The following is a 15590-nucleotide window of genomic DNA, read 5'->3' as shown; positions in this document are numbered from 1 at the left end:
CCTATAAATTAAATTTATGAGTGACGTTATGGACTTGAATTTGATCCAAACTTTTCTTGTTGTTGCGGAGTTTCAATCTTATACAAAAGCCGCGGAACAATTAGGGCTTACACAACCTGCTGTGAGCGCTGCAATAAAGCGTTTAGAGCAAGTCGTAGATAAGCAATTATTCGTTAAAAAAGGACGAGGGATCGCACTAACCTCCACCGCTTATCAATTACTGCCGCAATTCCAGCAAGCGGTTAATATTATTGACAATGCGATATCTGATAAAAATCATTTTGAAGTGTGTTGTTCGGAAATTTTGTTGCACATTATGGACCCAATAAAGAACACTATTTTTTATGAATCACCACCCGAAAAGTTCCTATTATTTGAGCTGTTAAGACAACAAAAAGTCGATCTAGTAATCGATACGGTGATCACGAAAGATGCAGCGTTTATTATTGAAGATGCCTATGAGGAAGAAGCCGTGGTTATCTGTCGTGAGAACCATCCCCGTGTACACGGCACGCTCACAAAAGAGCAATTTTATGAGGAAACTCACTGTTTATTTTCAGGAAAATGGAACAACATGTCGGGGTTCGAGCAACTAGCAAAGGAAACAATTCAAGAAAGAAAAGTCGACTTGATCACATCTTCGCTAGCAGGCATGGCGCTGTATGTCGCCCAAAGAGACAGTTTAGGGATCGTTTCTCAATCTTTTGCAAACAAGTGGAGCAAAGCGCTCAAACTTCAAATTTTGCCCTGCCCCATTTCGATACGCTCTATCCCTTACAAGTTCGTTTACCATAAGCGAGAGGTAAACAACCCAGCCCACATCGCTCTACGTGAAAAAATCAAAGCCAACTTAACGGCAGCCCACTACGAACCAATTTGTTTATAACTCTTGTCAATTGAAGCGTTAGGCGTTTTCGTCATCAAGCTTTCTACAAACCTGAATAGATAGAATTTTACAGATAAAAAAGAGGCTCACGTTAATGAGCCTCTTTCTATATGTGATACTTCACTTAGCTTTTCCTACTTATTTGGGTTCTCTTTTAGTTTCTCCATCACTTGATCGAGCGAGAAGCTTGCTGCTTTTTGCCTTGGTGGGAACTCTTTAAACGTTTCAAGGAATCTGCCTACGTAAGCTTGCGCAGGAACAAGCATGTAAGCACGGTCTAGCATCCAATCGTAGTAAGTGTTAGAAGTGATATCAGCCACTTCGTAAGGATCCATACGCAAGTTGAAGATCTTAGGAACACGAAGTGTGGTGAATGGTTCAGCCCAAATACGCAACGTGCCTTTTGCTCGTTGCTCCATAAAGACCAGCTTCCATTTGTTATAGCGAAGTGCAGTTAAGTCTCCATCATCTGAGAAGTAAAAAATTTCTTCTCGTGGGGCCTTATCCTCTTTACCAGTCAAATATGGTAGGAAGTTATAGCCGTCTAGGTGAACTTTGAATTTCTTACCATTCGTACTATAACCTTTGAGCAATTTCTCTTTGATATTGTCATCACCCGCGGCAGCAACAAACGTTGGCATCCAGTCCATGTGATGCATGATATCATTCGAAACAGAGCCAGCTTTAATTTTACCCGGCCAACGTACCATCGCAGGAACTCGGTACGCACCTTCCCAGTTGGTATTTTTCTCTCCACGGAATGGCGTTGTACCTGCATCTGGCCACGAGTTCATGTGTGGGCCATTATCGGTGGAGTAAAAGACGATTGTGTTGTCTTTAATACCCAAATCATCCACTTTTTTCAGTAGCTGACCTACATGGTTATCATGCTCGACCATACCATCTGCATACTCGCTGATACCTGTTTTTCCAGAGTTCTCTTCTTTCACATGAGTACGGAAGTGCATACGAGTTGCGTTCCACCAGACAAAGAAAGGTTTTTCAGCCTTGACTGCACGATCCATAAAGTCGAGTGCCGCATCTAACGTCTCTTCATCCACGGTTTCCATGCGCTTGCGAGTTAGAGGTCCTGTATCCTCAATTTTGCCATCAGCGTACGAACGGATAACGCCGCGCGGACCGAACTTTTTACGAAACTCAGGATCTTTAGGATAATCGACGTTTTCTGGCTCCTCCTCGGCGTTCAAGTGATAAAGGTTGCCAAAAAATTCATCGAAGCCGTGATTAGTAGGAAGGTGCTCATCTTTATCACCTAAGTGGTTTTTACCAAATTGCCCTGTCATATAGCCCATCGGCTTCAGCATTTCGGCAATGGTTGCGTCCTCTTCCTTCAAGCCAAGATCAGCACCTGGAAGCCCCACTTTACTCAAACCTGTTCTAAGAACGGTTTGGCCCGTAATGAAAGTAGAACGGCCCGCTGTACAAGATTGCTCACCGTAATAGTCAGTGAACATCATGCCTTCTTTGGCGATACTGTCTATATTTGGTGTTTTGTACCCCATCAAGCCAAACGTGTAAGCACTGAGATTGGACTGGCCAATATCATCACCCCAAATGACGAGAATATTTGGTTTCTCTGCTGCGATACTGCTACTTGTCGCACCGATTAAAGCGGCGGCAAGAATCGCTAATCGGCGTTTAACGCCATATTTCGCTGTCATATAAACCTCTGTGTGTATTAGAAAAGTGCTTCCTGCAACAGAATGTATAGTTCACAAATAGCGGATAAGCGAATTTACTAAATGAGAATTCTTTCTATCTTCGCCTAACATTACACCGTTATTTGTAGCTAATACGCACTCCAATAGCACTTTAGTTCAGCGCGCCATCGCACCATTCATCACTACTGTTAATCTCAAATATTAAGATTGTCTACGCATATCACAGTGCCCATAAAGTACCTGATTGCTTTTATATAAATATTAATGATAATACGTTTTACTACCATTAATAATTAAGGTGCCCGCGTGCTTGACTCCAAGGTTTCAAATGGAAAAACTTACCAATGCCAACACAACGGCGTTCACCATAATGATGAGGAGCTATTACTAGATAAGCGCACTCACTCTGTGGTACTCAATTACTTGCCAAACAAGAAATCTGTTCAGTTAACAAGCATTCAATTTAAGCTGCTGCAAACTCTCACTCACCATCAAGATCAAGTACTTAGTAAGCATTTTCTTTACGAAACAGTACTAAAACGTGAATTTACTGAACATGATCGAGCACTCGATATGCACATGAGCAGAATGAGAAAGCGTCTAGTTCACGAAGGCGTTCCAACAGACAGAATTCAGACAGTCCACCGCCAGGGTTACATTTTCAAGCGCTCAGACAATCAACAGAAAAATTAACGCTAATTGGCCCAACTTTTGGTAATTGACCGCTTATTTTGCTTTAATTAATGCAAATTCGAATCACGTAAAATAACTCAATGAATTTGCGCTTAATTTTTACACTTTGCATTGCTACTTTGTTTGCCGGCTGTGCAACCTATGCTGGTCTTAACTATGACCAACTGTTTGGTCCACAGCTCGTGCGTGAACGCACAGTTGACGTGGAAACCCCTCAAGCAAACTTCTTCCAAAGCGAAGTTAAACCCATTATGGATAACCGCTGTGTCGTCTGCCACGCGTGCTACGATGCACCATGTCAACTTAAGCTCTCTTCTGTTGAGGGCATTGACCGTGGTGCGAGTAAAGCACTGGTATATGAAGGAACAAGACTCACAGCCGCAGCACCAACACGCTTATTCGAAGATGCAGAAACAACCCAAGAGTGGCGCGATGCGGGTTTTCATCCGGTTCTCAACGAACGTGATCAAAGCATGGCAGCCAACATTGATGCAGGCCTTATCGCACGTTTGCTACAACAAAAAGAGCGCCACCCATTGCCTGACCAAGTCCAGTTAGAAGGCTTTGACTTTTCGATAGACCGAGAGCAAACCTGTCCAACGATTGAAGAATACGAGCAATACGAAAAGGATAACCCGACCTGGGGAATGCCTTTTGGTATGCCAAACCTATCAAACAGTGAATACCACACACTCATGACTTGGTTGGAAAACGGCGCAATAATGAACGTTCACCGACCTGTTAGTGAGAAAGAGCAAGCGCAAATAGATAAGTACGAAGCATTACTTAACCACTCTGATTTGAAAAATCAGCTGATGGCTAGGTATATATATGAGCATTTATTTTTATCTCATCTCTACTTTTCGGAACTCGATGAAGATCCCCGATTCTTCACGCTCGTCCGCTCTGCTACACCACCAGGACAGCCCGTCAAACGTATTTCAACGCGTCGCCCGTACGATGATCCAGGGGTTGAACGTGTTTTTTATCGAATTATTCCAGAGCAAGGGACCATAGTAGATAAAACTCACATGCCATTCGCGTTAAACAAGCAACGCATAGAGAACTGGAAAACTTGGTTTATTGATGCTGATTACATGGTTAGTCAGCTACCGAGTTATGAACCAGAAGTTGCTGCAAACCCGATGACATCATTCATCGACCTTCCAGTGAAGTCGCGCTTTAAGTTCATGCTAGATAATGCACAAAATACAATAATGGCATACATCAAAGGCCCAGTTTGTCGTGGCCAACTGGCATTGAATGTTATCAATGATCGCTTTTGGGTGTTTTTCCTTGATCCAGATAAAGCAGACATCCCAGAAGTAAATGAGTTTTACAGATCTCAGGCTGATAATCTAAAACTACCGGCAGAGCAAGAAAGTAACACGCTACCTGTTACCAACTGGGTCAAGTACGCGCGTCAACAAGCTCGCTACCTAGAGGCTAAATCTGAGTTCACTAATAACTGGTTTAAAGAAGGTGAAAACCTATCCACCGATGTAATTTGGGATGGTAATGGCACCAACCATAATGCGGCATTAACGATATTCCGCCATTTTGATAGTGCTTCTGTTGTTCAAGGGTTAGTTGGTGAGCAGCCTAAAACAGTGTGGATTCTTGACTACGCGCTACTAGAGCGTATCCACTATTTGCTTGTTGCTGGGTTTGACGTTTACGGTAACTTCGGCCATCAGCTCATGACACGAATGTTTATGGACTTCTTGCGTCTAGAAGGCGAAAGTAACTTTATCTCGTTGTTACCCGCCGATATGCGCCATGAACTTCAATCTAGCTGGTATAAAGATCAAAGCCCGCAGTTGAGTGACTTTTTACAACGAAATGTGAAGCCGTTTAACCAACCAACCAGCGTTCAGTATAAGAGTGACGATCCAAAAACGGAGTTGGTGGAGTTGTTGAGCGAACATGTTTCAGATGTGCTTCTGCCTCGCTACGAAATTCAAGGCACGGCTCTTTCTGCGAGTAGTGAAAAGCAACTAAAACGTATTGACCACGTTCGTGGTGAAGGCCTAAAAACCGTTCCGCAAATCACTATGCTTATGGTGAGAAGTCAATCAGGGGAAGATGAACTGTTCACCTTACTTCACAACAATGCACACACAAACATCTCTAGCTTGTTTGATGAAGAAAGTAACCGTGACTTTGCTAACGACGATATGACCATTGTACGCGGCGTTGTGGGAAGCTACCCTGCGGCATTTTTCTCGATCAACGAAAACCAAGTAAAAGATTTTGTCGATCAATTTAGTGCCATCCAAAACGAGTCCGATTACGTTAAGTTATTGGATAATTTTGCGATTCGTAGAAGCTCAGAAAAATTCTGGTCATTTAGCGATCGTTTACACAATTGGTACCGTACAAAACAACCGATCGAATTTGGATTACTTGACTATAATCGTTTTGAGAATCGATGATGATTTAAGGGGGTTCTCATGGGTATCCGAGATAACATTGCCGCTCTTGAACAACAGATTTACGTTGCTTGTTCTGAGGGAGACTACGAAACGGTCAATATGCTTGAGCATCAACTCGAATACTTGCGTGGCAAAGTGGAACATCCTTTTGATGATGACCCTTATGCCCTAGACACTCGATTCGAGTGGGAAGATGACATGACCGAATAGAAAAAACCTCCGGAAAGCCGGAGGTTTTTTATTTTCAATGCTCGATGGATTACTTCGCCATTAACTCATCCAGAGCTTGAATTGATGCAGACACTTGAGAAACTAAATCATCTTTAGTCGCATTATAGGTATCTAAAGGTTGAGCCGCGGCTTCAATTGCTTGGCAAGCGTTCATTAATGCAGTTAGTCCTAAACTTCCCGCGCTGCCCTTTAATTTATGGGCAAGGTTCTTTACTTCTTTACTATCATTGTCCTCAGCAGACGCTTGCAGTTTGCTTAATACATCAGTGCTGGTGGCTCTAAACAGATTAATAATGTGCAACATCTTATCTCTGCCCAAGATTTTCATATCGGACTCAATCACGCTCGGATTAATGATGACCACATCGGGTTCCTTTGTTTTAGGTGCTTGAACGACCTTTGATTGTAGCTCTTGTTCTTGAGGCGAAATTTGATCAAACGGGGTACAGTCGGCATTTTGTGGCAACAACAACGGCTTTCCGTCTAGCGCATCCTGAATCAATGCCGCGAGTGCCTCTTTTGCCAATGGCTTAGGCAAGTATCCGTCAAAACCAGCGGCTAGATAGCGCTCAACTTCTTCCGCAAAAACGTGCGCAGACACTGCAATCATTGGCGTGACGGCAAGCGCTTTATTGGCCGGCTTATCACACTCAATCCGCTTTAAGCGTTGGATCAACTCAGTTCCATCACAATCAGGGAGGTTGATGTCGACCAAAGCGATATCAAAATCTTGTGTGCTGATCAGTTGCTCTGCTTGTGAGCCGTTTTCTGCCATCACGACTTGATGCCCCATGCTTTCTAGAAAACCTTCCGCGACCACTCGGTTGACTTCATTATCTTCTACCAGCAAGACCTTTGCTTTCACTTTGCAACGTGCGGTTGCCACAGTTCCTGTTTCAACAGGTTCGCTTTCCTCTAACGGAATAGAGAACCAGAATCGGCTACCATTTCCCTCTTCGGAATCGACTTCTAAAACACCGCCCATCGCTTCAATGATTCGCTTACTGATGGCAAGTCCAAGCCCCGTGCCTCCAGTTTGGCTCATCCCACCTTCAGCTTGCGTGAAGGCATCAAACAACGTTCTCTGGTATTTTTTGGCAATTCCTATTCCAGTGTCTGATACTTCAAACAGGACTTGCGACTCGTCCTCAGGGTTCAGGCTAACGTAGATATCAATTTCTCCTTCGTCAGTGAACTTAATCGCGTTACCAACGAGATTGTTCAGCACCTGACTGATTCTGGTGACATCCCCTTTCCAGTAGCGACTAACATCACTTTCAATATGGTAGGAGAACAGCAGCTTCTTCTCTTGTGCTCGACTGTTCATTAACTGGAAAGTGTCCTCCACCATTTGGTGTAAATCGAAGCCCATGTGACGAATTTCTAAATGCCCCGCTTCAATCTTGGAGTAATCCAGTACATCATTAAGGATCGCGAGCAACGTTTTACCACTACGATTAATGATTTCTGCATAACGCTTTTGAATTGGGTTGAGGCCTGAGTCAATCAACAAGCGTGCTGTCCCCAACACTCCGTTCATTGGCGTTCTTATCTCATGGCTCATCGTCGCCAAGAATGCCGATTTTGCTCGGCTCGCTTGCTCTGCTTGCTTGCGAGCTTTAGCGTGATTCAAAACCTCTTCATTCAAACGGCGGTTTGCTTGTTTTAACTGCGAAGTGCGCTGCTCAACGAGCTCTTCTAAATGCTCTTTATGCTCCTCAAGCTCTCGCTTGGCTTGAGCTTCACCCTCTGCTACCACTTTTAGTGCTTGCGCGGTATTACGAGCCGTGATGATGGCCTGCCCCATATGCGCCAACTCATCTTTGCCTTTCACTTCCAACTCAACCGCTAAGTTACCCTGCGCCACAGACAGCAACGCAGCGGAATATTCAGCTAACCGCTTCACAACAGAAAGGTACACCACACGCCATAAAATCAGCACCAATACAATCAAACCAACAATTGAAATAACGGTTAAAGACCACTGAGCGAATTTCAGTGTGCTGGTCAATTGGTCTACAGCGACGGTAGTGGTTTTGTTTGAATCATCAACCAATTTGTTGACCGTGCCATTAAGCTCTGAGAACAACTCTAATGTCTTTTGCATCAGTTGTTGTGACTGTTCGTTATTCTCGTATTGCTGCATCAGTATAGAAAATACGACCTGACGCTTACCAAGCTCTATGAGCAGTTGGCTCATTTGCTTAGAGCGCGTAGGATCTTCCACAGCGAGTACACGGCGTTGCATGATTTTGAGGTTGCTATCGAAATCACTTTGAACCTGTTGAATTCGCTCAATATTCGTTAATGTCCGAGCCTCTTCAATCTGATTCAACATTTTAAAGGCCAACAAGTGCAGTTCATGCAATCGCTCAGTCAGATCAAGATCGACCTCCACCAGTGCATCTAGCGCCTGATAAACTTGCGATTTTTTATTCGATTCTAATAAGTCATAAATATGCGTGACGTTAGCAACAGCAATGGTGCTTGTATTCTGAACTTGCGTACGAGTTAGTTGTTCTAGCTCTTCACTGAGCAGACGCATTTCTTCAACACGAGTATCTATCTCTTTTGCAAGCCACAGCTTTTTTTCAACCGAAACACCGAGTTCTGCCAAATTGTCGATAACGTTCTGGACGTTATTCTCTAAAGCTTCTAACAATTGAGAATCGAACGACTCACTCCCGAGCTCCTTGATGTGAGTGAGTAAAGACTCGAGCTGTTCGAACAGCACTCGCCCTGACTCCTTTCTTTCCTGCTCGTTTCTTGCGTTCGACAACATTTGTACAGACGAAATAATACGAGTACTCAACTCAGAGACTTGCCTCGCCTCAATCATGGCGGGAATCGCAGAATCCACGACATTTCTTTCGGTTTTGGCAACCAAAGAAAATCCAGACACACCAATAAGTGCCGATAACATGACCAGTATTGCCATCGCAATGAAAGACAACAAAAGTTTACGACCGATGCTTGCAGTTGCTAGCAGCATATTTTCATGACCTTAATGTTCGTGTTCAGCGACATATTACGTTATATTTTGCAGTGTTTACTTAATCTATGCCAACGAACTTCATTTCATGGTTAAAAATCAACACGCATTTCGCACATTTTTCAAACATTCTGCAGCCACTTTAACCCTCGTTGCTTCTTTGCCAGCGGTTGCCGCAGAGAAAATATGTGCAATATACCCTCACCTAAAGGATTCATACTGGTTGTCAGTAAACTATGGAATGGTGTCCGAAGCGAAAAGAGAAGGTGTCGAGCTACGAGTCCTTGAAGCGGGCGGCTACCCAAACAAAACCCGTCAAGAACAACAACTCGCACTGTGTAACCAATGGGGAGCAGATGCGGTTATCCTTGGGACCGTGGACCCACAGGCTTACGAGCATTCACTTAAAAATTGGGTGGGGAATACTCCCGTTTTTGCTACTGTGAACCAACTCGACTTGGATGAAGAACAAAGTGAGTTGCTAAAAGGGACTGTTGGTGTTGACTGGCATTGGATGGGATACGAAGCGGGTCAATATTTGGCAGCTCGCCATCCAAAGGGGTCAGGAAAAACCAACATTGCCTTACTTTTGGGGCCGCGAACTCGTGGTGGTACGAAACCCGTTACTGCCGGATTTTATGAAGCGATACAAGGAAGTGATATCAACATTGTTGACTCATTTTGGGCAGACAACGACAAGGAGTTACAACGTAACCTAGTTCAACGTGTGATCGATATGGGAAATATAGATTACATTGTTGGCAGTGCAGTGGCGATTGAAGCGGCCATCAGTGAGCTGCGCAGTGCAGGCAAAGCTGAGGAGATCGGTTTAGTTTCTGTGTACTTAAGTCATGGTGTATATCGAGGCCTGTTACGTAACAAAGTACTCTTCGCACCAACAGATAAAATGGTGCAGCAAGGTCGGCTTTCCGTGATGCAAGCAACGCATTACTTAAGAGGTGAAGCTTATGACAAACATGCCTCACCAACCATCAAACCACTGACTCCGAAGACGCTTCATGACGACACGATCGAAGAATCGTTATCTCCGTCAGAATATAGGCCGACATTCCGTGTTAAGGCTGTTGATTGAAAGACCAAAAACGTGTTCTATTGAGTCACAACAATTTTAAAATCATACAAACGGAAACATCTTGATGCAAAAAACCATTCGTACCATGCCAACCCATAAACATGTGGCTTTGGTTGCTCACGACAACTGCAAACCTGAGCTACTTCGCTGGGTAAAAGAAAACAAAGAAAAGCTACAGAGTCACTTCCTTTACGCAACTGGCACGACAGGACACATGCTGAGTAAAGAAACTGGACTTGCGATCAAGAGCATGATCAGTGGTCCGATGGGCGGTGATCAACAACTAGGCGCTCTCATTTCAGAAGGCAAAATCGACGTTCTCGTTTTCTTTTGGGATCCACTGAATGCCGTACCTCACGACCCAGATGTTAAAGCGCTTCTTCGTATTGCTAGTGTTTGGAATATTCCTGTAGCAACGAACCGAGCCACCGCTAAGTTCCTGTTTAACTCCCCTCTTCTTGAGCAAGAAGTAGACATCGAAGTACCAGATTACGAAGCCTATCTTGCTGAGCGCATGTAAGCTTTGATGCCAACCAAATAAAGCAAGGGCGATACCAAGTATCGCCCTTGCTGTTTTTAACATTCTAAACGTTGCATTTAACGGGAAGTCACGATGGGATAGTCACCATTAACGAGCTCTTGAACGAATGCAGATCCCGCGCCAGTATGCGTGATCCAAACCTTCTCTTTCGCACGTGTAATCGCCACGTAAAATAGCCTGCGCTCTTCTGCGTAAGGGAATTTGTCTTTGGACTCCGTCAACGCACCATCAATGTGAATTTGCTTCTTCTTAGCGGGGAATTGCCCCTCATCCACAGAAAGAATAATCACAAAGTCAGCTTCGCGTCCTTTACTCGCATGGCAAGTCATAAAGCGAATATCGAGATTAGGGAAACGTCGCAACCAATCGTCGAACAAATCGGGCTTATGATAATGGTTACGTCCTAGCAATAAAACTGACTTGGTTTGCTTGGCTTGTTGATTCAAGTGATCCAAGATCTTTTCCACTTGATTGCTCGGCGCGGTATGTACGCTCTTCTGCTTGCGTTGTTTGTGGCTGTTTAGTGTTTTCGGCAACTGCGATGGGTTTTGCTGCACGAATGTATTCGCTACATCACCAATCTGATTGTTGAAACGATAAGTTGTATCTAAGTGATGAACGGTAGAGTGAGCAAAGCGTTCTTTAAAGCCAGTGATAAGATCGACATCCGCTCCTGCAAACTGATAGATCGCTTGCCAATCGTCGCCAACAGCAAATAACGTGGCACCTGCTTGTTTCTGAGTGGATTCACACAGTGCTTCAATCAATGCCAGACGATCTGGAGAGATATCTTGATACTCATCGACCATAATAAAGCGCCATGGCGAGACAAACTTCCCTTTATTCACATAATCTGTCGCACGACTGATCATGGTTGGGAAATCCACTTGGTTGCTTTCTTTAAGCATTTTCTGCCACGCTGTAAAACATGGCCAGCATAAGGCGAGTTCACTATTTAAACGCGTATAGTCTTGGTGGTTTACGAGCTTTTCTTGTGCTTGCTTTTTGGTCAACCCTACCGACGCTAAATGAGACAGCTGCGAATCTAGCCAAGCGATCAGTTTTGGATTTTCTGAATGGCTTCCTAACTCATCATCCCCTTTTAGGTACGCAATCGGCCATTTGTCTAAATGTTTTTGCCAACGTTTAAAGTTGGTGGGTGTCATCCAATGTTTTTTCAACCAGTCTACACACCATGCTGTTCGTTGATTTTCGTCCAACGCTAAAGGACTAATTTCGACAGGTTGCTCTTCGACTTGTTTAAGAATATACAAACCCAACTGATGGAATGTGTTTACGCGCACACCGTCTGCCGCCATGCCCACTTTATCTACTAAGCGTTCTTTCATTTCAGTCGCCGCATCACGACCGAACGCTAACATGAGAAGCTCTTCTGCTTGAGCTTGATGGCTTTGCAACAAATAGGCAACTCGTGCGGTTAAAACGCTGGTTTTGCCCGAGCCGGCACCAGCAAGAACTAAGTTGTGGTCGTCGTTGAGTAATACCGCATATTGCTGGGATAAATTCAAAGGAGAGGATTCAATTTGATTAAACAGCACTTCCCAATTTGGACGTTCTGCTTCTAGCCAATCGCGATTACGCTCACCAAGCGCCTCAGAGGTATCAATGAGCCAAGGCTCTATTTGCGACATACGATTCGGCATTCGCATTTTGGCTTCTTCTAGGGTGGTTTTCATCTCGCTTAACTCTTGGTTAAGACTTTCAACCCAGGAGACCACTTGAGAATGCGATAAGTAAGCAGGCAAGTGCTTTAGTTTGTAAAGCTCTTCTTCCCACTTAGGTAGATACTCAGCCAGTTTTCGGCACTGAGTGTTGTGCCACTCTTGATATTGACGAACGGCCTCAAGCGCGAACTTTCGGCATTGTGGCCACGGTAAACCTTGGACTAGCCAGCTTTGTTGTTTGCCTTCGTGTTCATGAGCAAAAAACTGTAAAGAGCTCCATAATAACCCACGCTTTACGCTAACTTTGCCATTCCAGATCGTAAAAGGAATATGTTCTTCACTGCCTATCGAGCTTAATAAAACACTGTTCTCTTTTATTTCGACGTGATGGTACTCATTTTGAATAAAAAACTGTGCTTTGTTAGTGGCAGTAAGCTGCATGAAACGTGCGCCTTTTAGTTTAGAAGTTGTCGATTTATATCATTTTAAGGCGCTAAATTGTAGCAACGGCGAGCACCTAAGTAAGCTTCTTCTTCTATTCTTTAATAAAATTCACATTACTGTCGATTTAATAACCTAAAGCTGAGGTTATTTGAAGCTGGCTTTACAATCCTCAATACATGACCTGGCAGTTTTAATATAAGTCAATGACATCCCTGCTGATTTTATCAGCAACCACGAATTTTTCTTAAAGTAAATCATAAACGCGCTATAGTGGGTCTGGTAGTATTCCCCCTGTTCTTCATCGGAAACATAAGGCGCATTGTGCAAGCAACTTCTAAATTTCGGCTATATTGGGCAAACAAGACGATAAATTACAGCGTTCTTATCCTTATTACCTTACTGGGTGTGGTTATCCCAACTTGGTACTTCGAGCAAAACACGCTGATAACGCCATTAATATTAGGCGTTATTGCTGCTGCTTTGGCTGAAAGTGATGACAGTTTCACTGGACGCATCAAGGCTCTGATTCTCACCTTTCTCTGTTTTGCGCTTGCTGCTTTTTCAATTGAAATCTTGTTCGATACCCCTTGGGCTTTTGCGTTGGGATTATTTGTCTCAACCTTCGGCTTCATCATTCTTGGGGCGATAGGTCCTAAGTACGCGAGTATTGCTTTTGGTTCGTTGCTAATCGCTATTTATACTATGCTTGGCGCACATGAAAGCACCAACATTTGGTTTCAGCCACTACTGCTGTTAACCGGTGCCGCCTGGTATTACTTCATGTCCATGATTTGGCAGATATTTTGGCCCCTTCAACCGGTGCAACAAAGCCTAGCCAATGTGTTCTTCCAAATGGCGAATTATCTTGATGCGAAAGCCAAGCTTTTTCATCCTGTGACCAACTTGACGCCACAACCGCTACGGATTGAAGCTGCAAAATGCAATGCTGCCACGGTTACGGCACTAAACGCTTGTAAAACCACATTACTTAACCGATCGAAACGGGGTCACATTGATGGGCCTAGTGACCGATTTTTAAATATTTATTTCATCGCTCAAGACATTCACGAACGAGTCAGTTCTAGCCATTATCGCTATCAGGATTTAGCGACCGAATTTGAACGTTCTGATGTGCTGTTTCGTTTTAAATATCTTTTGGAGTCTCAAGCCCAAGCGTGTCGTGATATTGCACTAGCCATTCAGCTAGGAAATGAATACTCCCATACCGATCAATCGATTCTGGCATTAGCTGAAGTACAGAACTCTCTTGCTTATCTAGAAGAACAAAAGCAAGGGCACTGGAAACGTCTGCTGATGCAGTTAACATATTTATTCAACAACTTAGCGACGGTAGAAAAACAACTTAATAACATTAACAACCCAGATGTTGAAGGCCTCGAAGAAGATACCCTCGCCGATACCAACCCACACACGCTAAAGGCGATGTGGCAGCGTATATCAGCAAATTTACACAAAGATTCGATGCTGTTTCGGCATGCATTACGTATGTCAATTGCCTTAACGATTGGCTATGGAATCATTCAAATATTCAACATCGACCGAGGTTACTGGATACTCTTAACCACTTTATTCGTATGCCAACCGAACTACAGTGCCACTCGCCAAAAATTGACGGCAAGAGTAATAGGTACATTAGCTGGTTTGTTGATTGGTGTACCATTGCTGACTTTTTTCCCTTCTCAAGAAAGCCAGTTAGTATTTATCGTTATCTCTGGTGTGATGTTTTTCGCCTTCCGGATGAACAACTATGGGTACGCGACTGGTTTTATTACACTGCTCGTCCTCTTCTTATTTAATCAACTAGGTGAAGGTTACGCAGTTGTCCTTCCTCGACTAGCAGATACCCTCATCGGGTGTGTGCTTGCAGTAGGAGCAGTATTAGTTATTTTGCCCGACTGGCAGTCGAGAAGGCTTCACAAAGTTATGTCGGATGCGATAGAGGCGAACAAGCAGTATCTCGATCAGATCATTGGTCAGTATAGAATCGGCAAGAAAGACAATTTGAGTTACCGTATCGCTCGCCGCCAGGCCCACAATAATGATGCCTCACTATCTTCTGCGATTAGTACGATGCTGGCGGAGCCTGGCAAATATCGCGCAGCTGTTGATGAAAGTTTTCGCTTCCTAACGTTAAATCACGCAATGTTGAACTATATTTCTGCATTAGGCGCGCACAGAACTCGCATCGAAGATGAGTCAATTCATAAACTCGTTTTAGATGCTCACCGTTGTATTCATCAGCATCTGGATGTACTTCATAAACAGCTTCACCAGCATTGTGAGGAGTGTGACCTATCTAATATTGATGATGCTGGACTCGAGCAACGCTTAAACGAATGGCGCGATGAAGACGACAGCTCTGCCCGCATGGTATTGCAGCAACTTCATCTTATCTATCGCATGCTCCCAGAGCTTCATTCACTTGCTAGTAAGTTTGCCGTCAGGGTAAGTTAGTAACATTCAAACCATATGTAAGAGGGAAGCGCTATATCGCTTCCCTTTTTCTTTTTACGTTTCCATCTACCCCAAAGTGGGTAATTATGTACCTTCTTAGGAAAAATCTGACGTATCACTTAACACACCTTGACAATATTCGGACAAAAAGCAATCGATCAAATTCTAATCTATTTTGGTTGAATAAATATGTTGTATCCAAAGGATGAAGAATTTCGGGCAACGACGGATAAACCGAATCATGACGAAGGTATTGAGATGAACGCACAACAATTTAATGAACTTAAGCAAAAGCTCAGTGATTTAACGGCAAGTCAGTTAAAGTCATTACAAGGTGAGATCAGCGTGAAACTAAATAAAGCGCAAAAACCGGTTCTATCTGGTGAAGAAAGAGAAATGCTTGCCAAACTGTTTGCCTAATCAAGTCATTGAT

At 43.7% G+C, this 15590-nt stretch carries 11 protein-coding genes; 8 read left to right on the top strand and 3 right to left on the bottom strand.

Translation table 11 applies throughout. The features are described 5' to 3' along the window. The first annotated feature begins 28 nt into the window (after positions 1 to 28). The gene (locus R7F64_RS19455; protein ID WP_025767859.1) at positions 29 to 886 is read left to right on the top strand and encodes a LysR family transcriptional regulator; all 858 of its coding nucleotides are present in this window, start codon (positions 29 to 31) and stop codon (positions 884 to 886) included. Positions 887 to 1020: 134 nt separating this feature from the next. On the opposite strand, the gene R7F64_RS19450 is transcribed toward R7F64_RS19455, so the two are convergent. Continuing rightward, positions 1021 to 2568 carry an arylsulfatase gene (locus R7F64_RS19450; RefSeq protein WP_213967547.1) on the bottom strand — a complete coding sequence of 516 codons (1548 nt, stop codon included), beginning with the start codon at positions 2566 to 2568 and terminating at the stop codon, positions 1021 to 1023. Between the two features lie 306 nt (positions 2569 to 2874). On the opposite strand from R7F64_RS19450, the gene R7F64_RS19445 reads away from it, so the two are divergent. From R7F64_RS19445 to R7F64_RS19435, 3 genes are all read left to right on the top strand, one after another. Beyond that, positions 2875 to 3261, top strand: coding sequence for a winged helix-turn-helix domain-containing protein (locus R7F64_RS19445; protein WP_017635365.1), 387 nt, complete (start codon positions 2875 to 2877; stop codon positions 3259 to 3261). An 80-nt stretch (positions 3262 to 3341) separates the two neighbouring features. After that, on the top strand, positions 3342 to 5696 hold the full coding sequence (locus R7F64_RS19440; protein ID WP_085569084.1) for a fatty acid cis/trans isomerase: 2355 nt from the start codon (positions 3342 to 3344) through the stop codon (positions 5694 to 5696). An 18-nt stretch (positions 5697 to 5714) separates the two neighbouring features. Next, complete coding sequence (locus tag R7F64_RS19435; protein WP_005376565.1) at positions 5715 to 5906, top strand: hypothetical protein; 192 nt, start codon at positions 5715 to 5717, stop codon at positions 5904 to 5906. A 49-nt stretch (positions 5907 to 5955) separates the two neighbouring features. Here the strand turns inward: R7F64_RS19435 and torS are convergent, their stop codons facing one another. Continuing rightward, positions 5956 to 8919, bottom strand: coding sequence for a TMAO reductase system sensor histidine kinase/response regulator TorS (torS, locus tag R7F64_RS19430; RefSeq protein WP_318072016.1), 2964 nt, complete (start codon positions 8917 to 8919; stop codon positions 5956 to 5958). A 43-nt stretch (positions 8920 to 8962) separates the two neighbouring features. Here torS and torT point away from each other — a divergent pair, with 43 nt between their 5' ends. Both torT and R7F64_RS19420 read left to right on the top strand, forming a co-directional pair. Continuing rightward, entirely contained in the window at positions 8963 to 10012 is a 1050-nt protein-coding gene (gene torT, locus R7F64_RS19425; protein ID WP_080960073.1) for a TMAO reductase system periplasmic protein TorT, read from the top strand. 64 nt (positions 10013 to 10076) lie between these two features. Continuing rightward, positions 10077 to 10532, top strand: coding sequence for a methylglyoxal synthase (locus tag R7F64_RS19420; RefSeq protein ID WP_005376571.1), 456 nt, complete (start codon positions 10077 to 10079; stop codon positions 10530 to 10532). Between the two features lie 77 nt (positions 10533 to 10609). On the opposite strand, the gene helD is transcribed toward R7F64_RS19420, so the two are convergent. Further along, the gene (gene helD, locus R7F64_RS19415) at positions 10610 to 12679 is read right to left on the bottom strand and encodes a DNA helicase IV (protein ID WP_318072015.1); all 2070 of its coding nucleotides are present in this window, start codon (positions 12677 to 12679) and stop codon (positions 10610 to 10612) included. A gap of 324 nt (positions 12680 to 13003) precedes the next feature. Here helD and yccS point away from each other — a divergent pair, with 324 nt between their 5' ends. Further along, complete coding sequence (gene yccS / locus R7F64_RS19410) at positions 13004 to 15157, top strand: YccS family putative transporter (RefSeq protein WP_064354722.1); 2154 nt, start codon at positions 13004 to 13006, stop codon at positions 15155 to 15157. A gap of 189 nt (positions 15158 to 15346) precedes the next feature. Beyond that, a complete protein-coding gene (locus R7F64_RS19405) occupies positions 15347 to 15577 on the top strand; it encodes a hypothetical protein (RefSeq protein WP_005376575.1) in 231 nt (76 codons plus the stop codon). Positions 15578 to 15590 lie beyond the last annotated feature (13 nt).

Origin of the sequence: Vibrio sp. Vb1980 (assembly GCF_033338615.1) — a bacterium.
In the GTDB taxonomy this organism is placed as follows: domain Bacteria; phylum Pseudomonadota; class Gammaproteobacteria; order Enterobacterales; family Vibrionaceae; genus Vibrio; species Vibrio alginolyticus.
This window is presented reverse-complemented; position numbering and strand designations above follow the sequence as displayed.

What these genes read in the sequence shown, in the direction of transcription:
- R7F64_RS19455 (WP_025767859.1), top strand. Translation starts at nt 29, where the DNA reads ATGGACTTGAATTTGATCCAAACTTTTCTTGTTGTTGCGGAGTTTCAA.
- R7F64_RS19450 (WP_213967547.1), bottom strand. Translation starts at nt 2,568, where the DNA reads ATGACAGCGAAATATGGCGTTAAACGCCGATTAGCGATTCTTGCCGCC.
- R7F64_RS19440 (WP_085569084.1), top strand. Translation starts at nt 3,342, where the DNA reads ATGAATTTGCGCTTAATTTTTACACTTTGCATTGCTACTTTGTTTGCC.
- R7F64_RS19435 (WP_005376565.1), top strand. Translation starts at nt 5,715, where the DNA reads ATGGGTATCCGAGATAACATTGCCGCTCTTGAACAACAGATTTACGTT.
- torS (WP_318072016.1), bottom strand. Translation starts at nt 8,919, where the DNA reads ATGCTGCTAGCAACTGCAAGCATCGGTCGTAAACTTTTGTTGTCTTTC.
- R7F64_RS19420 (WP_005376571.1), top strand. Translation starts at nt 10,077, where the DNA reads ATGCAAAAAACCATTCGTACCATGCCAACCCATAAACATGTGGCTTTG.
- helD (WP_318072015.1), bottom strand. Translation starts at nt 12,679, where the DNA reads ATGCAGCTTACTGCCACTAACAAAGCACAGTTTTTTATTCAAAATGAG.
- R7F64_RS19405 (WP_005376575.1), top strand. Translation starts at nt 15,347, where the DNA reads ATGTTGTATCCAAAGGATGAAGAATTTCGGGCAACGACGGATAAACCG.